This is a genomic window from Pseudomonas sp. PDM10 (assembly GCF_014852295.1).
Classification (GTDB): Bacteria; Pseudomonadota; Gammaproteobacteria; order Pseudomonadales; family Pseudomonadaceae; genus Aquipseudomonas.
In genome coordinates this window covers 134742-153692 of sequence record NZ_JACVBJ010000009.1, presented here as the reverse complement: position 1 = coordinate 153692, position 18951 = coordinate 134742, and the positions used below count along the sequence as shown (strand labels likewise).

The 18951-nt window shown below is 58.9% G+C and carries 20 protein-coding genes and 1 pseudogene; 16 read left to right on the top strand and 5 right to left on the bottom strand.

The window, feature by feature from the left end; all coding sequences use genetic code 11:
* Positions 1-87: 87 nt before the first annotated feature.
* From IB252_RS28415 to IB252_RS28385, 7 genes are all read left to right on the top strand, one after another.
* Complete coding sequence (locus IB252_RS28415; protein WP_192410991.1) at positions 88-1092, top strand: substrate-binding domain-containing protein; 1005 nt, start codon at positions 88-90, stop codon at positions 1090-1092.
* Positions 1093-1156: 64 nt separating this feature from the next.
* Positions 1157-2701 (top strand): L-arabinose ABC transporter ATP-binding protein AraG, encoded by a 1545-nt coding sequence (araG, locus tag IB252_RS28410; protein WP_192410990.1) that lies wholly within the window; start codon positions 1157-1159, stop codon positions 2699-2701.
* A 9-nt stretch (positions 2702-2710) separates the two neighbouring features.
* Positions 2711-3679: an L-arabinose ABC transporter permease AraH gene (gene araH, locus IB252_RS28405; RefSeq protein WP_111451791.1), complete on the top strand. Its 969-nt coding sequence runs from the start codon at positions 2711-2713 to the stop codon at positions 3677-3679.
* 273 nt (positions 3680-3952) lie between these two features.
* A complete protein-coding gene (locus IB252_RS28400; protein ID WP_008152295.1) occupies positions 3953-4666 on the top strand; it encodes a GntR family transcriptional regulator in 714 nt (237 codons plus the stop codon).
* Complete coding sequence (locus IB252_RS28395; RefSeq protein WP_192410989.1) at positions 4663-5670, top strand: ADP-ribosylglycohydrolase family protein; 1008 nt, start codon at positions 4663-4665, stop codon at positions 5668-5670. Before IB252_RS28400 ends, IB252_RS28395 begins: the two co-directional genes overlap by 4 nt.
* A gap of 205 nt (positions 5671-5875) precedes the next feature.
* Positions 5876-7342, top strand: a complete 1467-nt coding sequence (locus tag IB252_RS28390; protein WP_192410988.1) for a purine-cytosine permease family protein — start codon at positions 5876-5878, stop codon at positions 7340-7342.
* Positions 7335-8264 (top strand): PfkB family carbohydrate kinase, encoded by a 930-nt coding sequence (locus tag IB252_RS28385; protein WP_192410987.1) that lies wholly within the window; start codon positions 7335-7337, stop codon positions 8262-8264. The genes IB252_RS28390 and IB252_RS28385 overlap by 8 nt, the downstream gene beginning before the upstream one ends.
* A gap of 116 nt (positions 8265-8380) precedes the next feature.
* Here IB252_RS28385 and IB252_RS28380 read toward each other — a convergent pair whose 3' ends face one another.
* The 3 genes and pseudogenes from IB252_RS28380 to IB252_RS28370 form a co-directional block, all read right to left on the bottom strand.
* Positions 8381-8761 carry a Rho termination factor N-terminal domain-containing protein gene (locus IB252_RS28380; RefSeq protein ID WP_150657039.1) on the bottom strand — a complete coding sequence of 127 codons (381 nt, stop codon included), beginning with the start codon at positions 8759-8761 and terminating at the stop codon, positions 8381-8383.
* A gap of 73 nt (positions 8762-8834) precedes the next feature.
* The gene (locus IB252_RS28375; protein ID WP_111451795.1) at positions 8835-9089 is read right to left on the bottom strand and encodes a hypothetical protein; all 255 of its coding nucleotides are present in this window, start codon (positions 9087-9089) and stop codon (positions 8835-8837) included.
* A gap of 133 nt (positions 9090-9222) precedes the next feature.
* Positions 9223-9435 (bottom strand): annotated as a pseudogene (locus IB252_RS28370) (phosphohydrolase); the annotation flags it as partial.
* 98 nt (positions 9436-9533) lie between these two features.
* On the opposite strand from IB252_RS28370, the gene IB252_RS28365 reads away from it, so the two are divergent.
* The 4 genes from IB252_RS28365 (at position 9534) to IB252_RS28350 (ending at position 11975) form a co-directional block, all read left to right on the top strand.
* Positions 9534-10016 (top strand): GNAT family N-acetyltransferase, encoded by a 483-nt coding sequence (locus IB252_RS28365; RefSeq protein WP_111451798.1) that lies wholly within the window; start codon positions 9534-9536, stop codon positions 10014-10016.
* A 220-nt stretch (positions 10017-10236) separates the two neighbouring features.
* Positions 10237-10731, top strand: a complete 495-nt coding sequence (locus IB252_RS28360) for a PAAR domain-containing protein (protein WP_192410986.1) — start codon at positions 10237-10239, stop codon at positions 10729-10731.
* 5 nt (positions 10732-10736) lie between these two features.
* Positions 10737-11471, top strand: coding sequence for an alpha/beta hydrolase (locus IB252_RS28355; RefSeq protein ID WP_192410985.1), 735 nt, complete (start codon positions 10737-10739; stop codon positions 11469-11471).
* Between the two features lie 6 nt (positions 11472-11477).
* Positions 11478-11975 carry a hypothetical protein gene (locus IB252_RS28350; RefSeq protein ID WP_192410984.1) on the top strand — a complete coding sequence of 166 codons (498 nt, stop codon included), beginning with the start codon at positions 11478-11480 and terminating at the stop codon, positions 11973-11975.
* A gap of 226 nt (positions 11976-12201) precedes the next feature.
* Here IB252_RS28350 and IB252_RS30270 read toward each other — a convergent pair whose 3' ends face one another.
* Positions 12202-12381, bottom strand: a complete 180-nt coding sequence (locus IB252_RS30270) for a hypothetical protein (RefSeq protein WP_225607626.1) — start codon at positions 12379-12381, stop codon at positions 12202-12204.
* A 261-nt stretch (positions 12382-12642) separates the two neighbouring features.
* Between IB252_RS30270 and IB252_RS28340 the strand changes: the two genes are divergently transcribed.
* The 5 genes from IB252_RS28340 (at position 12643) to IB252_RS28320 (ending at position 17844) form a co-directional block, all read left to right on the top strand.
* Positions 12643-13635: a 2-dehydro-3-deoxygalactonokinase gene (locus tag IB252_RS28340; protein WP_192410983.1), complete on the top strand. Its 993-nt coding sequence runs from the start codon at positions 12643-12645 to the stop codon at positions 13633-13635.
* Positions 13636-13654: 19 nt separating this feature from the next.
* The gene (locus IB252_RS28335) at positions 13655-14275 is read left to right on the top strand and encodes a 2-dehydro-3-deoxy-6-phosphogalactonate aldolase (RefSeq protein ID WP_192410982.1); all 621 of its coding nucleotides are present in this window, start codon (positions 13655-13657) and stop codon (positions 14273-14275) included.
* Between the two features lie 46 nt (positions 14276-14321).
* Positions 14322-15470: a galactonate dehydratase gene (gene dgoD / locus IB252_RS28330; RefSeq protein WP_192410981.1), complete on the top strand. Its 1149-nt coding sequence runs from the start codon at positions 14322-14324 to the stop codon at positions 15468-15470.
* A gap of 199 nt (positions 15471-15669) precedes the next feature.
* A complete protein-coding gene (locus IB252_RS28325) occupies positions 15670-16980 on the top strand; it encodes an MFS transporter (RefSeq protein WP_056745425.1) in 1311 nt (436 codons plus the stop codon).
* Between the two features lie 60 nt (positions 16981-17040).
* The gene (locus IB252_RS28320) at positions 17041-17844 is read left to right on the top strand and encodes an IclR family transcriptional regulator (RefSeq protein WP_192410980.1); all 804 of its coding nucleotides are present in this window, start codon (positions 17041-17043) and stop codon (positions 17842-17844) included.
* Here IB252_RS28320 and IB252_RS28315 read toward each other — a convergent pair.
* Positions 17841-18893, bottom strand: coding sequence for an NAD(P)-dependent alcohol dehydrogenase (locus tag IB252_RS28315; protein WP_192410979.1), 1053 nt, complete (start codon positions 18891-18893; stop codon positions 17841-17843). The two genes, IB252_RS28320 and IB252_RS28315, sit on opposite strands and share 4 nt — an antisense overlap.
* Positions 18894-18951: the final 58 nt, after the last annotated feature.

Genomic DNA, 18951 nt, shown 5'->3' with positions numbered 1-18951 from the left:
ATCCAATCATCATACGATATGACTATTGGCTGCACAGTTTGATTGGCTTTCAAATAACGCTCAAAAAAAATAACAAGGAGTCAGCTTATGAATCGTCGTCGTGGGATCCATTCCCTGTGCTGTGCCGCTTTGGCGGTCACCGCGGTCAGCCTGAGCAGTTCGTTGCTGGCGGCCGAGGAAGTGAAGATCGGTTTTCTGGTCAAACAGGCGGAAGAGCCCTGGTTCCAGACCGAATGGGCATTCGCTGAAAAGGCCGGGAAAGAGAAGGGCTTCACCGTCATCAAGATCGCCGTGCCCGACGGCGAGAAAACCCTCTCGGCCATCGACAGCCTCGCCGCCAACGGTGCCAAGGGTTTCGTGATCTGCCCGCCAGACGTATCCCTCGGCCCTGCAATCATGGCCAAGGCCAAGCTCAACGGATTGAAAGTCATCGCCGTCGATGACCGCTTCGTCGATGCCGGCGGCAAGTTCATGGAAGACGTTCCGTACCTCGGCATGGCCGCGTTCGAAGTCGGCCAGAAACAGGGCAGCGCCATGGCCTCCGAAGCGAAGAAACGTGGCTGGGACTGGAAAGACACCTACGCGGTGATCAACACCTTCAATGAACTCGACACCGGCAAGAAACGCACCGACGGTTCGGTCAAAGCGCTGGAAGACGCCGGCATGCCGAAAGACCACATCCTGTTCTCGGCGCTGAAAACCCTCGACGTACCCGGCAGCATGGACGCCACCAATTCGGCGCTGGTGAAACTGCCGGGCGCGGCGAAAAACCTGATCATCGGCGGCATGAACGACAACACCGTGCTGGGCGGCGTGCGCGCCACCGAGAGCGCCGGTTTTGCCGCGGCCAATGTGATCGGCATCGGCATCAACGGCACCGACGCCATCGGCGAATTGAAGAAGGCCAACAGCGGCTTCTTCGGCTCGATGCTGCCGAGCCCGCACATCGAGGGCTACAACACCGCCAGCATGATGCACGACTGGGTCACCACCGGCAAAGAACCGCCGAAGTACACCGCGATGGATGACGTAACGCTGATCACTCGCGAGAACTTCAAGCAGGAACTGGAAAAGATCGGCCTTTGGAATTGAGGCGCGGTTGATTTCATCGGTGGCCCTGGCGACGGGGCTGCCTGATCTGTGTGATGAGGTGGTTATGCACGCGCAAACAAAAATACAACAACACAATGCCGGCGGCAGCTTGCGCTTCAACGGGATCGGCAAGACTTTTCCCGGGGTGAAGGCGCTGGATGGCATCAGCTTCGTCGCCCACCCGGGCCAGGTTCACGCCTTGATGGGCGAGAACGGCGCCGGTAAATCGACCCTGCTGAAAATCCTCGGCGGGGCTTATACCCCAAGCAGCGGCGATCTGCAGATCGGCGAGCAGGTGATGGCCTTCAAGTCCACCGCCGACAGCATCGGCAGTGGCGTCGCGGTGATCCATCAAGAGTTGCACCTGGTCCCGGAAATGACCGTGGCAGAGAACCTGTTCCTGGGGCATCTGCCGGCCAGTTTCGGCCTGATCAATCGCGGCGCGTTGCGGCAACAGGCACTGGCTTGCCTCAAGGGCCTGGCCGATGAAATCGATCCGCAAGAGAAAGTAGGGCGCCTGTCCCTCGGTCAGCGGCAACTGGTGGAAATCGCCAAGGCCTTGTCCCGTGGGGCACATGTGATCGCGTTTGACGAACCGACCAGCAGCCTGTCGGCGCGGGAGATTGATCGTTTGATGGCGATCATCGGTCGCCTGCGCGACGAAGGCAAAGTGGTGCTTTACGTCTCCCATCGCATGGAAGAAGTGTTCCGCATCTGCAACGCGGTGACGGTGTTCAAGGACGGTCGCTTTGTGCGCACGTTCGAGGACATGAGCGAACTGACTCACGATCAGTTGGTGACCTGCATGGTCGGTCGCGACATTCAGGACATCTACGATTACCGCCACCGTCAGCGTGGCGCGGTGGCGCTCAAGGTTGACGGTTTGCTGGGGCCGGGTTTGCGTGAGCCGGTGAGTTTCGAGGTGCACAAAGGCGAGATTCTCGGGCTGTTCGGTTTGGTCGGTGCCGGTCGTACCGAGCTGTTCCGCATGCTCAGCGGGCTTGAGCGCAACACCGCCGGACGCCTGGAATTGCGCGGCCATGAACTGAAGTTGCGTTCACCCCGCGATGCGATTGCCGCCGGGATTCTGCTGTGCCCCGAGGACCGCAAGAAAGAGGGGATCCTGCCGCTCGCCAGCGTCGCCGAAAACATCAACATCAGCGCCCGCGGTGCCCACTCCACCTTCGGTTGCCTGTTGCGTGGCCTGTGGGAGAAAGACAACGCCGACAAGCAGATCAAGGCGCTGAAAGTGAAGACCCCCAACGCGGCGCAGAAAATCATGTACCTGTCTGGCGGCAATCAGCAGAAGGCCATTCTCGGCCGCTGGCTGTCGATGCCGATGAAAGTGCTGCTGCTCGACGAACCGACTCGCGGCATCGACATCGGCGCCAAAGCCGAGATCTACCAGATCATCCACAACCTGGCCGCCAGCGGCATCGCGGTGATCGTGGTCTCCAGCGACCTGATGGAAGTGATGGGTATTTCCGACCGCATCCTGGTGCTCTGCGAAGGCGCGATGCGCGGCGAGTTGTCTCGCGCAGAGGCCAATGAATCCAACCTGCTGCAACTGGCTTTGCCGCGCCAACGCGCTGACGGCGTGGCGAACTGAGAGGTGACTATGACAATCCAAAACAACGCTTTACCCACCCAGCGCAAACCTCTGGACCTGCGGCGCTTTCTCGATGACTGGGTGATGCTGCTGGCGGCTGTCGGGATCTTCGTGCTCTGCACCTTGCTGATCGACAACTTCCTCTCGCCGCTGAACATGCGCGGCCTGGGCCTGGCGATTTCGACGACGGGGATTGCCGCGTGCACCATGTTGTATTGCCTGGCGTCCGGGCACTTCGATTTGTCGGTGGGCTCGGTGATTGCCTGCGCCGGCGTGGTCGCCGCGGTGGTGATGCGCGACACCGACAGCGTGTTTCTCGGTGTGGTGGCGGCGCTGTTCATGGGGCTGATCGTGGGGTTGATCAACGGCATCGTGATCGCCAAGCTGCGGGTCAATGCGTTGATCACCACGCTGGCGACCATGCAGATCGTTCGCGGCCTGGCTTACATCTTCGCCAACGGCAAAGCGGTGGGCGTGTCGCAAGAGCAGTTCTTCGTCTTCGGTAACGGCCAGTTGTTGGGTGTGCCGGTGCCGATCCTGATCACCATCGTGTGCTTCCTGTTTTTCGGCTGGCTGCTGAACTACACCACCTACGGGCGCAACACCATGGCCATCGGCGGTAACCAGGAAGCGGCGTTGCTGGCCGGGGTGAACGTTGACCGGACCAAGATCATTATCTTTGCCGTGCACGGGGTGATCGGGGCGTTGGCCGGGGTGATCCTGGCGTCGCGCATGACGTCCGGACAGCCGATGATTGGCCAGGGATTTGAGCTGACGGTGATCTCGGCGTGTGTGTTGGGCGGGGTGTCGTTGAGCGGCGGGATCGGCATGATTCGGCATGTGATTGCCGGGGTGCTGATTCTGGCGATTATCGAGAATGCGATGAACCTGAAGAATATCGATACGTTTTATCAGTATGTGATTCGGGGTTCGATTTTGCTGTTGGCTGTCGTGATCGACCGCCTCAAACAACGCTGAGATCAAGAGCCCCCTCACCCCAACCCTCTCCCCAGTGGGGAGAGGGGGAAAGGGAGCAGATATCTATCGCTTTCAAAACCTGAGTTCGACTTGGTATTTCAGGTCGCAGTAAATCCTCAAAACTCCGCGGTCAGCCCCCTCTACCCCTTGGGGAGAGGGTTGGGGTGAGGGGTGGATTCACCTGACACCACACGCTTTCGAACATCCCTCCTCCCGTCACTTCCCTGAAATATCCCTTGCCCGCCCAACCCCGTTTCGGGTATTTCTTTGTACATGATTAGACAGGTACGATTTGACAAGAAACAACGGGTGGTCGACGAACTCATCCGGCGCATCGAAAGCGGCCTCATGGAGGACGGCTTTCTGTTGCCGGGCGAGCATCAATTGGCTCAAGAATTCAAAGTCAGCCGCGGCACGCTGCGCGAAGCCCTGGCTGAGTTGAAACGGCGCAACTACATCGCGACGCAAAGCGGGGTGGGTTCCATCGTCACCTTCGACGGCGTGGTGCTCGATCAACGCAGCGGCTGGGCCCAGGCCCTGGCCGACAGCGGGGCGCTGATCAATACCGAAGTGCTGCGGCTGGAGGCGGTCACCCGTCCTGACCTGTTGCCGCGTTTCGGCACCGACCAATTCATCACCCTCGACCGTCGCCGCCGTTCCAACGAAGGCAAACTGGTCTCCCTTGAACGCTCATTGATGCCCGCCACCGGAGGCCTGGAAAGCCTGCCGCGGGTCGGCCTTATCGACAACTCCCTGACCATCACCCTGGCCGCCTACGGCTATATCGGCGAACGCGGCGATCAATGGATCGGCGCCGAACCCTTGAACGCCGAAGACGCCGAACTGCTCGGTCGTCCGGAGGGCACGGTGTTCCTCAAGGCCTTGCGCACCACTTACGACCGGCAAAACCGCTTCATGGAGCAGGTCGAAAGCTTGCTCGATCCGGTGCATTTTCGCCTGCACTTGCAGTTTGGAGAGTCAAAGTGACCGCGCTCAATCGTGCATTGGGCGCGTTCTACGGACTGGCCCTGGGCGATGCCCTGGGCATGCCGACCCAATCCCTGAGCCGCGCCGAGATCAAGGCGCGCTTCGGCGAAATCACAGGCCTGGAAGACGCAGGCCCCGATCAACCGATCGCCGCCAACATGCTCAAAGGCTCGATCACCGATGACACCGAACAGGCGATTCTGGTCGGCCAATTGCTGGTTGAAGGCGAGGGCCGGATCGAACCGTCGCTGCTCGCCCAACGGTTGATCGAATGGGAAGCCGCGATGCAAGCCAAGGGCTCGCAAGACTTGCTCGGCCCTTCGACCAAACGTGCCATCGAGATGATCCTCGCCGGCCACTCGCCGGAAGAAGCGGGGCGCTACGGCACCACCAATGGCGCGGCGATGCGCATCACGCCGGTAGGGATCGCGGCGGATGTCGCTGATCCTGAGCGATTCATCAACGCTGTCGTGCAGGCTTGCCAGGTCACCCACAACACCACGCTGGGCATTTCCAGCGCGGCGGCGGTGGCGGCGGTGGTCTCGGCCGGTATCAACGGCATGGACCTGGGCGAAGCATTGAACCTCGGCCAGCAAATCGCTCTGCAAGCTGAAGGCCACGGTAACTGGGTGGCCGGCGGACGCATTGCCTCGCGCATCAGTTGGGCGCGGACCATCAGCGTCGACAGTGACAACGCATTGCTGGCGGATTTGATGTACGACGTGATCGGCACTTCGGTGGCTTCACAGGAATCGGTGGTGGTCTCGTTTGCCCTGGCCCAGCAAGTGGCCATTGGTGAAATGAACGCGTTCGAAGCGCTGTGCATGGCCGCGAGCCTTGGCGGCGACACGGACACCATCGCGGCAATTCTCGGCGCCATGCTCGGGGCCTGCCTGGGACTTGAGAGTTGGCCGGCGGCGATGATCGACAAGGTCAAAACCGTTAACGATCTGGAGCTGGAGCCCCTTGTGAAAGGACTTCTGGCTTTGCGTCGATCGGACTGACGCTATCGCGAGCAGGCTCACTCCCACAGGGAATCTATGTCGTTCACAGATCCAGTGTGGGAGCGAGCCTGCTCGCGATGGGCGCGCCGCCTACTTGATTTGATAACCCGCAACGGAAAGCACAAACACGGCCAGGACCGCCGGGATGTTATGTCGATTTCCGCAATTGCCCACAACCACAACAAAGGCAACAGGAGCATTTCACATGAGTTCATCAAACGTCGGGCAAAGCGCCGGGCAACTGGAAACCCGAGGCATCGAGCCCGTGCCGGAAGCGGAGTGCAACGGTCATCCGCTGCAGCTGTTCTGGGTCTGGTTTGCTGCCAACATCTCCATCCTCGGCCTGCCGCTGGGCGCGACCCTTGTAGCCTTTCGCGGCTTGGCGATCTGGCAGGCGATCATCGTCGCGATCCTGGGTGCTGCCGGCTCCTTCGCCGTGGTCGGGATCATCTCCATTGCCGGTCGCCGTGGCCGCGCCCCGAGCCTGACGTTGTCGCGAGCGATCTTCGGTGTACGCGGCAACATCGGTCCGACCCTGGTCTCGCTGATGTCGCGTCTGGGCTGGGAAACCGTCAACACCACCACCGCCGCGTTCGTGTTGCTGTCGCTGTGCTCGATCCTGTTCGGCTCGCCGGTGGAAGCCAAAAGCGCACCCGTGCTGACGTTGATCTTCATTGCGATTTTCGTACTGCTGACCCTGTCGGTGTCGGGTCTCGGTCACGCCACCTTGCTGGTGATCCAGAAGTGGGCAACCTACGTGTTCGGTGCGCTGAACATTCTGGTCGGCGGTTTCCTCTGCGCCACCATCGACTGGAGCGCGGTGTTCAACGCCACGCCGGCACCGTTGAGCGCAATGATCATCGGCGTCGGCACCATGGCTGCCGGCACCGGGATTGGTTGGGCCAACGCCGGTGCCGACATGTCGCGCTACCAGCACCGCAGCGTCAAAGCCGTGCGCCTGGTGGCGTCGGCAGCGTTCGGTGCGGGGATTCCACTGGTGCTGCTGATCACCCTCGGCGGCTTGCTGTCAGTGGGCAACAACGACCTGGCCTCGGCCACCGACCCGATCATCGCGATCCGCGACATGCTGCCGACCTGGATGGCCGTGCCGTACCTGATCACCGCGTTCGGCGGGTTGCTGCTGTCGAACAACCTGTCGGTGTACTCCGCCGGTTTGACCACGCTGACACTCGGCTTGAAGGTCAAACGCGTCTACGCGGTGGTGGTGGACATCGTCGCGATCTTCGCCGGTTCGATCTATTTCATGCTGATCGCCGACAGTTTCTACGGCCCGTTCATCACTTTCATTTCGCTGCTGGCGGTGCCGATTACCGCGTGGGTCGGGATCTTTGTCGTCGACCTGATCCATCGTCATTACTACAGCCCCAAAGACCTGCTGGACGTCAGCCCGAGCAGCGCTTACTGGTACAGCGGCGGTGTCGAGTGGCGCGCCTTCGGTGCGTGGGCGTTGGCGATCACGCTGGGCTTCAGCTTCACCACCATCGGCACGACCGAACAAACCGTGTGGTTCCGCGGCTTCCTGTCCGACTCTTGGCTGGGTCATAACGGCCTCGGCTGGATCGTGACGTTCCTGGTGGCGGGCGGTATTTATTTTGTACTCGGTGGCGCCAAGGATCGCCGCGCCGCGTTGACCGAGAACGCTCATGCCTAGATTGCTGCACACCGGCCAGGTCATGATCGACCTGGTCATGGCCGTGGATAAACTGCCGCATTCGGGCGGTGACGTGTTGGCGCAATCCGCCAATTTCGAGGCGGGCGGCGGCTTCAATGTGATGGCTGCCGCCCAGCGCAATGGTTTGCCGGTGGTTTACCTCGGTCGCCACGGCACCGGGCGTTTCGGTGATCTTGCCCGTGAAGCGATGAAGGCTGAAGGCATTCGGATTGGCATCACTCACTGCGCCGAACGGGATACGGGATTGTGCGTCGCGTTGACCGAGGCGTCGGCCGAGCGCAGTTTCATTTCCTATATCGGTGCCGAAGGTGAGCTGACGGCCGAGGATTTGGCCAGCGTGCCGGCCGAGGCGGGTGACTACGTCTACGTCAGCGGCTACAGCCTGCTGCATGGCGGCAAAGCCCAGGCGCTGGTGGATTGGGTACTGGATTTGCCACGAGGAATCAACGTGGTGTTCGATCCGGGCCCGCTGGTGGATTCGCCGGATGAGCCGTTGATGCAAGCCTTGCTGGCGCGCATCGATCTGTGGACCAGCAACAGCGTCGAGGCGCTGAAGTTTACCGGTGCGTCGGACATTGCCGAGGCGTTGAACCGGTTGGCCGATCATCTGCCGGCCGACGTGTTGATGGTGGTTCGTGACGGCCCGCAAGGGTGCTGGATCAGCCAGTGTGGAGACCGCCAGCATGTGCCGGGTTTCAAGGTTGAGGCGGTGGACAGCAATGGCGCGGGGGATGCGCATGCCGGGGTATTTGTGGCCGGGTTGGCGCAAGGATTGTCGGCGAGTGAGGCGGCGCGGCGGGCGAATGCTGCTGCAGCATTGGCGGTCACCCGATGGGGGCCGGCGACTTCGCCTGGGACTGCCGAGGTGGATGCGTTAATCCGCAAGACCTTTGCCGCCTGATCGGCCGCCATCGCGAGCAGGCTCGCTCACACAGGAGATTTGTGTCGTTCACAGATCCAGTGTGGGAGCGAGCCTGCTCGCGATGGGGCCACCAAATTCAACAAAAAATACTGGCCTTACCCAGCCTTGCGCAACGCCTCGATCAACTCCTGCTTACGCATGCTCGACCGTCCCGGAATCTTCTTCGCCCGGGCTTCTTTCATCAAACTGTCGACGGTCTGGGTTTCGCGCGAAGCCTTGCTGTTACGCGAATGACCTTCACGGCTGGCCACCGCACGACGAGCTGATTCCTGGCGATCTTGCGACTTGGCACTCGCCGGTTTCTTGCGTCCGGACCCACCTTTGCGCTCACCGCCACCCGACTGCTTGTTGACGGTCGCCCAGGCCCGGGCTTCAGCTTCTTCTTTCGAGACACCCTTGTGCTCGTAGCTCTCTTCGATGTGTTCGGCCTTGCGTTTCTGCTCGGCGGTGTACTTGTCTTTACTTCCACGAGGCATGGGATTTCTCCTTCTGCTTGTAGAGTCTCTCAAACGGTCACAGCCGCGCACGACTGCGACCTGATTCGTCTTGTTAAACGTCCAGCTTGCGCGCCGCCTCAACCCCTGCGGCACTGAGTTTGATCGGCAAGTTCAACGAGTGCTCACCGGCCTCGTTGCAGGTCACATGACCCTGTTGGATCAATCCACGATCCTGCAGCGTGGCGAGGGTGCTGGCCACGACTCTCTCCCCCCGGTAATTGTCCAGGACCTCTTTGCCCAAACCGCTTGGATGGGCATGCAGCAGACGGGTCAGGACTTCTTTCTCAAGGTTGTTATCGACGTTCATGGTTACCTCTTCATGGATGTGGATAGGTCCATTTAATTAGACTCCTTATCTAATATTGGTCCGCCCCCGATTTGGATTGGTGCCTGATGAACGACGAACGGTCCAGGCCTGCTGCAACGCGTTGTTAACGGCGCGCTGCCTTCTCGACAGCCAGCCGGGACGTCTGATAACGCAGCGGCGAATTCTTCACTACCGCCACGCAATCATGCAAAAGCACGGCCGCGAGCAGCACCTCAAGATCGCCACCTTCTTCAGCGTGAAGCGTATGCACGTTGTGCCAGACCCGCTGCAAGTGCGAAAAATCATGGGCGCCATCTTCCGACGGCTCCAGCGCGTGGGGCAGCATTTGCGTAGCGAGCCTTGGATTAGCTTTGAATTTCCAGTGTGACGAGCGCTGCTTGCGGACTTAGTATGGCGTTTTCAACTTTTGACGAAGGCACGTCCATGACGATCGAGATCCGCCCGGCGACCCCGAGCGATGCACCGCAAATCCTCGGGTTCATCACCGAACTGGCCGACTACGAACGTGCCCGCCACGAAGTCATCGCCAGCGTCGCCGACATCGAGCGCAGCCTGTTCAGCGAGGGCGCCACCGCCCACGGCCTGATCTGTTTGCGCGACGGCTTGCCGATTGGCTTCGCAGTGTTCTTCTTCAGCTATTCCACCTGGCTCGGCAGCAACTGCCTGTACCTCGAAGACCTCTACATTACGCCTGATCAGCGTGGCGGCGGCGCAGGTAAAACCTTGCTGCGCCACTTGGCGAAAATCGCCTGCGCCAATGATTGCGGTCGATTTGAGTGGAGCGTACTGGACTGGAACAAACCGGCGATCGAGTTCTACAAGTCGTTGGGTGCGCAGCCGCAGGAAGAGTGGGTTCGGTATCGGATGGACGGGGCGGTGTTGCGGGAGTTTGCCGAGGGTCGGTGATGGTTGGGTCACTCAGATACTGAATAAGTTGTCGGCACCGCTCTAGTCCGGCATTCTGTGCGCACTTTTGCATATTCACGGATGATACCTGCAATGTCTTCGGCATTAATTCATCCCCTGAATTTCGCGACGAATTCGGCTAATAGTTCGAGTGTGTCGAAAGCCAATGGCGCGTCGATCTTTACCACCACCTTAAAATTCAACAGCAAGGAGCTTTGACTTGAGTGGAAAACCAGCTGCTCGTGTAACCGACTCAACCTCGTGTCCGTTGCCGGGCCATGGCACCAATCCAATAGTCTCTGGATCACCAGACGTTTTCTTCGATGGTCTTGCCGCTGCCCGCATGACGGATAAATCCGCCTGCGGTAGCCCCATTACTGGTGCAGTATCAGGCACGGTGTTCATCAACGGCCTCAATGCCGCAACCCTCGACAGCACCGGAGGTCACGGCAACGTTGTGGTGGGTGGTTCCGGGACTGTGATCATCGGTCAGAGCGGGGGAGGCGCGGCGTTCAGCAGTTTGCTACCGATGCCAGTGCATTTCACAGACAGATTGCAGGTAGTTAATGAGGCGACCGGCAAGCCGATTCCTTATCACCCCTACACCATTCAGCGTGGTGACGGCAGCGAGGAACATGGCATTACTGATGCGGTTGGCTTCACCCATACCGTCAGTTCCCATTTGGCTGAAACCATTAAATTGTTCGTGGAGTGATAGGGATGTCGGCTGAAGGACTGGCGGCGAAAGAAGAATCACCAAAAAAAAGGGAAGTAAAAACTCACACATTAACGTGTAAGACTGATCAGTCTATTAAGCAGGTTCCCGTAGCTTTGCGGGACTTGGTTGTGTTTTTTATTGGTGGTGCGGGTGATCAGGAAAGTTATTATGGTACAGGCCCAAATAATAATATTGATTATGTTCGCCGGATCACGGTAGACGACGCAAAGCAGTTGGAGATTTTAAAGCGCTGCCCATCCTGGGTGCTCAATTATAATGCGTTTATAAGTGATGAAGATCTTGAAAAGAATGTGTTGAGTCGGATACCTAATTGCTCTACCGCTATTTATATTGTTGGTCATAGTCTGGGTGGTTGGAATGGTGCCCATCTCTCTAGTGTACTGGCAGACAGAGGGTTCAAAGTAAGGATGTTAATAACACTTGACCCAGTCGGTGAAGGGAAAATCGTCTACGGAATTTCAAGTATTTATAGGCGGGAGCCAAAACCCAAAGCCGACTACTGGGTGAATATTCGGGCTGCTGCGGTCGACTGGAACGTGTCGGATCTGGTCGCAGATTTCGGTGAACAGTGGGAAGTGAGACAAGGGCCTGACGTAATGGGGCGGGTGGATATCAACCACGCCGATGCAAACAGGATGTTCGTGCAACCGTTACCGGGCGGTAAGACAGCTCGGCAAATATTTAATGAGTCGATTTTGAGTTATTTCAGGGAGTGAATCTGGATGCACAAGGTTTTTCTGTTTTTTTTAATAATGATGAGTGCATCCTGTTCTTTAAATCATGGGAAGCCTGTAGCAACACTTGAATATTCCAGTGTCGCGGAACTTCGTAGTACTGGTCTTTACCAGGTTTATTTTACTTCAGATGTGGATGTGCTCCAGTTGTTTAAGTCTAAAATTGGCGAGGGCCTTATCTGTGCATTAGAAGACGATTTGGATTTTGCTGAGTCGCATCATATAAAAAGATCTGGTTTTGGTTTGGTAGAATCTGTGCCAGGAGACTTATCTTTGCGATATCGGGCAAATGTCATTTTTAGTGAGTCGGCAAACGGGAAAGGAGGGGAGAACTATCTGGAGGGTGAAACCTTGGCTCCGCTTTTGAGGAAACGTGATTTTATCTCATGTGTGTTTAGAGTTCACACCACTACGTACAAAACGTACTTCTCAAAGGTCATGCGCATACCAACCAAGGAGCTTTTGAAGGCGGTTGTTAAACAGTAAAAGCGCGCATCTCTGACTCGAACATACGCAGGAAACGTACTCGTTCAATTACTGAATTCCCAGTTACCACTGACCAAACCATCGAGTGTTTGCCGCACAGTGATCTTGAAAGCCCCGGCCTTTCCTTCATCGAGGCCGCTCGCCATGCCGCATAACTCTGACTGAAATCCGGAATCTCTGCAGTCTCGCCAATGCGATGGGTGATGCTGCGTTCCAGGGCTTTTGCCTAGAAGGGCAGGTGAGGCATGTCGTTGAACTCATTGCCTGTCACCGGATTGATCATCCGAAAGCCATCGACCCTGACGTGAACGATCTTGCCCAGTTTCGGATAATTTTCGATTTTCAGGATCGTCAGTGTCGATCCGTCCTCACCCGGTCGGTTTTTGTAAGCCCAGATATCGCCCACCTTCAAGTCTTGCGATGCGCTGAATGCCGCTATGGATCAGAGCACGCCGCATAACAGCAGAGCCTTTGAAGCAATCGTCATTTTTCTTCCTTGAATGGGTGTACGGCTGCAATGGCCCGGCATTTTAAAGCGTCGCCGTAGAAAAACTTGTCACACTTGTATATCCCACAATATGGGAGTGATATTTATATATTGAGATTTAGGCGCGTCCGGGTTTATAGTCCAGCTCACTCACTGCCAATAAACAAAACAGGTGAAGCGATGCTGGCGCAATTGATCGCGCTCGATTGGGGGACAACCTCATTACGTGCTTACAAACTCGCCGCGGGTGGCCAGGTGCTCGAACAGCGTTCGCTGTCGTCGGGGATCATGCAGCTGCCCAGGACGCCGCGAATGATCGCAGGTCAGGAATGTGCCGACGGTTTTGAATTGGCCTTCGATGAGGCCTGCGGTGACTGGCTGGACGCGCAGCCCGATTTGCCGGTGATTGCTTGCGGCATGGTCGGCAGCGCACAAGGCTGGCGTGAAGCGGCCTACCGCGATACGCCGGCGAACGTCGCTAATCTCGGAACTTCCCTACAAACGGTTCGCTGTCTTCGCGGTGTCGATGTGCATATCGTGCCGGGCGTGATTCAGCGGTCTCGCTTGCCAAACGTGATGCGTGGCGAAGAAACCCAAGTGCTCGGTGTCCTGCAAACTCTACCGGGCGAGGCGGGCAACGATCTGTTGATCGGCCTGCCGGGCAGTCATTCGAAATGGGTGGAAGTGGCCGACGGCTGCATCGTGCATTTCGATACCTTCATGACCGGCGAAGTCTTCGCTGTGCTCAGCGAACACAGCATTTTGGGGCGCACCCAGCAAAAGGGCGCGTCCTTCGATGGCCACGCCTTTGATCGTGGTGTGCAGGTGGCCCTGTCGGCGGATGGCGAGATCGGGCCGTTGTCGACATTGTTCAGTGCCCGCAGCCTCGGGTTGACTGGCGAGCTCAGCGCCACCGCCCAACCGGATTACTTGTCCGGTCTGTTGATCGGCCATGAACTGTCAGCGTTGGCGACTGTTCAGCGACGCCGACGTAACAGCGTTCATCTGCCTTCGATCGTCCTCATCGGTAACGCCCAACTCTGTGCCCGCTACCGCCGGGCACTCGACGCCTGTGGATTTGCCCGGGTGATCCTGGCCGAACAAGCCACCGAACGCGGCTTGTGGCAGTTGGCGGTTGCCGCCGGACTGATCACACCCAACCCATCCCGTTAAACCTGACTGGAGGTCTGACATGCTCAAGCAAGCATTGGCGCAAAACGGTCTGATCGCGATTTTGCGTGGCCTGCGCCCGCAAGAAGCGGCAGCCATCGGCGAAGTCCTTTACGCCGCCGGATTTCGCGTCATCGAAGTGCCGCTTAATTCCCCTGAGCCGTACGAAAGTATCCGCATCCTGCGCAGTACCTTGCCCGCCGATTGCCTGATCGGTGCCGGCACAGTGTTGACGCCGGAGCAGGTCGAACAAGTGAAAGCGGCGGGCGGTCAGGTGATCGTCATGCCGCACAGCGATGCCAAGGTGTTGCGTGCTGCGAAAGCGGCGGGGTTGTTCTTGTCGCCGGGTGTGGCGACGCCGACTGAAGCCTTTGCGGCATTGGCCGAAGGGGCGGACGTGCTGAAGATGTTCCCGGCCGAGCAGATGGGCCCGGCAGTCGTCAAAGCCTGGCTCGCGGTGCTGCCAGCGGGAACGATTCTGGCGCCGGTCGGCGGGATCACGCCGGACAACCTGCAGGTGTTTATCGACGCGGGCGTCAAAGGCTTCGGCCTCGGTTCCGGATTGTTCAAACCGGGCATGACGGCTGACGAAGTAGCGGTACGCGCGAAGGCGTATGTCGCTGCCTGGAATGCATTGCGTTAAGTCTTTTTGGCGCTGCGAGCGCTGCATCTAATAAGAGAGGCAATAGATGAAAATCACCAAACTAACCACCTTCATCGTTCCGCCGCGCTGGTGCTTCCTCAAGATTGAAACCGACGAGGGCGTGACCGGTTGGGGCGAGCCCGTAGTCGAAGGCCGCGCTCACACTGTCGCCGCTGCCGTTGAAGAATTGTCCGACTACCTGATCGGCAAAGACCCACGCAACATCGAAGACATCTGGACCGTGCTTTACCGCGGCGGCTTCTACCGGGGCGGCGCGATCCACATGAGCGCGCTGGCCGGTATCGATCAGGCGCTGTGGGACATCAAGGGCAAGGCCCTGGGTGTGTCAGTCAGCGATCTGCTCGGTGGACAGGTGCGGGACAAAATTCGCGTCTATTCGTGGATCGGCGGCGACCGCCCGGCGGATACCGCTCGCGCTGCAAAAGAAGCCGTCGAACGTGGTTTCACTGCAGTGAAAATGAACGGCACCGAAGAGCTGCAATTCCTCGACTCCTTCGAGAAAGTCGACCTGGCCCTGGCCAACGTCGCCGCCGTGCGTGATGCGGTGGGGCCGAACGTCGGCATCGGTGTGGACTTCCATGGCCGGGTGCACAAGCCCATGGCCAAGGTGCTGATGAAGGAACTCGATCCGTACAAATTGATGTTCATCGAAGAGCCGGTGCTCAGCGAAAACTACGAAGCGCTGAAAGAACTGGCGCCGCTGACCAGCACCCCGATTGCTCTTGGCGAGCGGCTGTTCTCGCGCTGGGATTTCAAGCGTGTGCTCAGCGAAGGTTACGTCGATATCATCCAGCCGGACGCGTCTCACGCCGGCGGCATCACCGAAACCCGCAAGATCGCCAACATGGCCGAAGCCTACGACGTGGCGCTGGCGCTGCACTGCCCGTTGGGGCCGATTGCACTGGCCGCGTGTTTGCAGCTGGATGCGGTTTGCTACAACGCGTTCATCCAGGAGCAGAGCCTGGGCATTCATTACAACGAGAGCAATGACCTGCTGGATTACGTCAAGGATCCGCGGGTGTTCGACTACGACAAAGGCTTCGTGAAAATCCCGAATGGCCCGGGCCTGGGGATCGAGATCAACGAGGAGTACGTCATCGAACGCGCGAAGGTCGGCCACCGCTGGCGCAACCCGATCTGGCGCCATGCCGATGGCAGTTTCGCTGAGTGGTGAGTTCTCTCTGACCCACCGCAAATCCCTGTGGGAGCCAGCTTGCTGGCGATTTGGTCGGCACCCCCAGCATTCTTGGTGACTGGCACACCGTTATCGCCAGCAGGCTGGCTCCCACAGTTTGATCTCCATGGACAGGGAGATTTGCGGCAAACCCCGATTTCACATCGACCTCAATAAACATAAGAAGAGGCATTCCCCCATGCAACCGCAAACCCTCACCGGGCAGGCGTCGTTGGTGACGCCCAGTCGCAAGCGTTTTTTCATCATGGTGCTGCTGTTCATCACCGTGGTGATCAACTACCTGGACCGCAGCAACCTGTCCATTGCCGCCCCGGCACTCACCAGCGAACTGGGCATCGATCCGATCCACGTCGGGCTGATTTTCTCCGCGTTCGGCTGGACCTACGCCGCCATGCAAATCCCCGGCGGCTGGCTGGTGGATCGGGTTCCACCGCGTATCCTCTACAGCGTCGCACTGCTGTTGTGGTCGATCGCCACAGTGATGCTCGGCTTCGCCGCCAGTTTCATCGCGCTGTTCGTATTGCGCATGGCGGTGGGTGCGCTGGAAGCCCCGGCCTACCCAATCAACAGCCGTGTGGTCACCACCTGGTTCCCCGAGCGTGAACGCGCCACGGCCATTGGTTTCTATACCTCCGGGCAATTCGTCGGCCTGGCGTTCCTGACGCCGGTATTGGCCTGGCTGCAGCATCAATATGGCTGGCACATGGTGTTTGTCAGCACCGGTGCGGTGGGCATTCTCTGGGCCGTGATCTGGTACGCGGTGTATCGCGAGCCACGGGATTTCAAAGGCGCCAATGACGCCGAAATCGACCTGATCCGCGAGGGTGGCGGACTAGTGGATATCCAGGCTGAACAAGCCAAAGTCAAAGCCAAATTCAGCTGGATCGATCTCGGCATCGTGCTGACCAAACGCAAGTTGTGGGGCATCTACCTCGGCCAGTTCTGCCTCAACTCGACGTTGTGGTTTTTTCTGACATGGTTCCCGACCTACCTGGTGAAATATCGCGGTATGGACTTCATCAAGTCCGGCCTGTTGGCGTCGCTGCCGTTTCTCGCCGCCTTCGTCGGTGTGCTCTGTTCGGGGTTCTTTTCCGACTGGCTGATCCGCCGCGGCTACACCGTGGGTTTCGCCCGCAAGTTGCCGATCATTGGCGGCCTGCTGATTTCCACTTCGATCATCGGCGCCAACTTCGTCGAGTCGACACCGCTGGTGATTGCCTTCCTCGCGCTGGCGTTCTTCGGTAACGGGCTGGCTTCGATCACCTGGTCGCTGGTGTCAACGTTGGCCCCGGCGCGCTTGCTCGGGTTGACCGGCGGGGTGTTCAACTTCATCGGCAACCTGTCGGCGATTACCACGCCGATCGTCATCGGTTTCCTGGCTACCGGTGATTCGTTCGCTCCCGCGATCACCTATATCTCGGTTCTGGCGTTGATTGGCGCACTTTCCTACATCTTGCTGGTCGGCAAAGTCGAGCGTATCAAGTTGTAGTGGCGGCATGCGGGCGACCATAATGCCGCCCGTTCACTCGCTCAACGGTAAAGGCTGGATATGCAGGAAGACGCCCCAAAAATCGCCAAGGACGCCGCACCGACCGGCACCCAGACACTGCTTCGTGGTTTGGGTGTGGTTCAGGCCGTGGCCAGTGGTGCCCGCGATCTCAAAGAGATCGCCCGGCTGATCGGCACGACGCGCAGCACCACTCATCGTCTGGCCAGTTGCCTGGTGGACGAGCGTTACCTGCGTGTGGTGCCGCAAGTCGGTTATCTGTTGGGGCCGAAGTTGATCGAGCTGGGCTTCCAGGCGCGTGAAGAATTGCCGCTGGTGACATTGGCCGGGCCGTATCTGGATGAATTGTCGGCGTTGACCGGCGACACCATTCACCTGGCGATTCGTGAAGGTGACGAGGTGCTGTACCTGCACAAGAATCCGGGGCGCAATGGCCCTGAAATGCGTTCGCGGGTCGGCCATCGCATGCCGTTGGCGCGCACCGGGATTGGCAAGGCGCTGATGCTCGATGACACGCAGGCAGAATGGCAGCGGCTGTACGAAATCAGCTTGCCGGCGGGTGGGAAAAATCAGTTCTGGCCACAGCACCCGGAGCAGTCCTGGGAGCAGTTTCAGCAGCGCATGGTCGAGTATGTGGCGGGCGGTTATGCGTTCGATCTGGAAGACAACGAACCGTCGATCCGCTGTGTGGCGGCGCCGATCCGTGATGCCAGCAAGCGCATCGTTGCCGGCATCAGCATCGCCAGCACCGTGCCGTATATGCCGCTGGAGAAAATGGCCGAGCTGATTCCCCTGATCAAAGGGGTCACGGCTCGGCTTTCGGCGGAGCTTGGCGCTAAGGTTTAGACCTTCAGCGTTGCCATGTCGATCACGAAGCGATACTTCACATCACCGGCGATCATGCGGGCGTAAGCCTCGTTGATCTGGCGGATGTCGAGCATTTCGATGTCGCAGGTAATGTTGTGTTCGGCGCAGAAATCCAGCACTTCCTGGGTTTCGGCAATGCCGCCGATCAGCGAGCCGGCCAGCACACGACGGCCCAATACCAGTTTGGCAGCGTGGACCGGTGGGTCGATCGGTTCAATCAAACCCACCAGAATGTGCACACCGTCGAAACGCAACGTATCGAGGTAGGGATTGAGGTCGTGTTGCACCGGAATGGTGTCCAGCAGGAAGTCGAAATGTCCTGCGGCGGCCTTCATCTGTTCGGCATCGGTGGACACGATCACGTGGTCCGCACCCTGGCGACGACCTTCTTCAGCCTTGCTCGCCGAGCGGGTGAACAGCGTGACTTCGGCGCCCATCGCCTTGGCGAACTTGATGCCCATGTGGCCGAGGCCGCCCATGCCGAGAATCCCGACCTTGTCACCCGCCTTCACGCCATAGTGCTTGAGTGGCGAATAGGTGGTGATGCCGGCGCAGAGAATCGGCGCGGCGCTGGCCGGGTCGAGTTTCTCGGGGATGCGCACCACGAAGTGTTCGCTGACCACGATGCTGTCGGAATAGCCGCCCATGGTGTTGCTGCCATCGATGCGGTCCGGGGTGGCGTAGGTCATGGTCGGACCTTCGAGGCAGTATTGCTCGAGGTTCGACTGGCAGGCTTCGCAGCTGCGGCACGAATCAACCATGCAGCCGACACCGACCAGATCACCGACTTTATGTTGGGTGACGTTCGCACCGACGGCGGTAACTTTGCCTACGATCTCGTGGCCGGGCATCAGTGGGTAAACGGCAATGCCCCACTCATTGCGTGCTTGATGGATGTCGGAATGGCAGACGCCGCAGTAGAGAATATCGATCGCTACGTCGTCGGGCCGTGGGCTGCGGCGCTCGAATTTCACGGGGGCGAGGGGAGTGGTGGCCGACTGGGCGGCGTATCCGATGGCGGTGTACATGATGAACCTCGCAAAAGCTGTGACGGGTGAGGTGGCGCATTCTGGGCGCCGCACCGGC

Excerpts from the sequence above, each read along its gene's own strand:
- IB252_RS28385 (WP_192410987.1), top strand. The coding sequence starts at position 7,335 with ATGCCTAGATTGCTGCACACCGGCCAGGTCATGATCGACCTGGTCATG.
- IB252_RS28390 (WP_192410988.1), top strand. The coding sequence starts at position 5,876 with ATGAGTTCATCAAACGTCGGGCAAAGCGCCGGGCAACTGGAAACCCGA.
- IB252_RS28315 (WP_192410979.1), bottom strand. The coding sequence starts at position 18,893 with ATGTACACCGCCATCGGATACGCCGCCCAGTCGGCCACCACTCCCCTC.
- IB252_RS28340 (WP_192410983.1), top strand. The coding sequence starts at position 12,643 with ATGCTGGCGCAATTGATCGCGCTCGATTGGGGGACAACCTCATTACGT.
- IB252_RS28335 (WP_192410982.1), top strand. The coding sequence starts at position 13,655 with ATGCTCAAGCAAGCATTGGCGCAAAACGGTCTGATCGCGATTTTGCGT.
- IB252_RS28350 (WP_192410984.1), top strand. The coding sequence starts at position 11,478 with ATGCACAAGGTTTTTCTGTTTTTTTTAATAATGATGAGTGCATCCTGT.
- IB252_RS28415 (WP_192410991.1), top strand. The coding sequence starts at position 88 with ATGAATCGTCGTCGTGGGATCCATTCCCTGTGCTGTGCCGCTTTGGCG.
- IB252_RS28365 (WP_111451798.1), top strand. The coding sequence starts at position 9,534 with ATGACGATCGAGATCCGCCCGGCGACCCCGAGCGATGCACCGCAAATC.
- IB252_RS28320 (WP_192410980.1), top strand. The coding sequence starts at position 17,041 with ATGCAGGAAGACGCCCCAAAAATCGCCAAGGACGCCGCACCGACCGGC.
- araH (WP_111451791.1), top strand. The coding sequence starts at position 2,711 with ATGACAATCCAAAACAACGCTTTACCCACCCAGCGCAAACCTCTGGAC.
- IB252_RS28380 (WP_150657039.1), bottom strand. The coding sequence starts at position 8,761 with ATGCCTCGTGGAAGTAAAGACAAGTACACCGCCGAGCAGAAACGCAAG.
- IB252_RS28375 (WP_111451795.1), bottom strand. The coding sequence starts at position 9,089 with ATGAACGTCGATAACAACCTTGAGAAAGAAGTCCTGACCCGTCTGCTG.
- araG (WP_192410990.1), top strand. The coding sequence starts at position 1,157 with ATGCACGCGCAAACAAAAATACAACAACACAATGCCGGCGGCAGCTTG.
- dgoD (WP_192410981.1), top strand. The coding sequence starts at position 14,322 with ATGAAAATCACCAAACTAACCACCTTCATCGTTCCGCCGCGCTGGTGC.
- IB252_RS28355 (WP_192410985.1), top strand. The coding sequence starts at position 10,737 with ATGTCGGCTGAAGGACTGGCGGCGAAAGAAGAATCACCAAAAAAAAGG.
- IB252_RS28400 (WP_008152295.1), top strand. The coding sequence starts at position 3,953 with ATGATTAGACAGGTACGATTTGACAAGAAACAACGGGTGGTCGACGAA.
- IB252_RS28325 (WP_056745425.1), top strand. The coding sequence starts at position 15,670 with ATGCAACCGCAAACCCTCACCGGGCAGGCGTCGTTGGTGACGCCCAGT.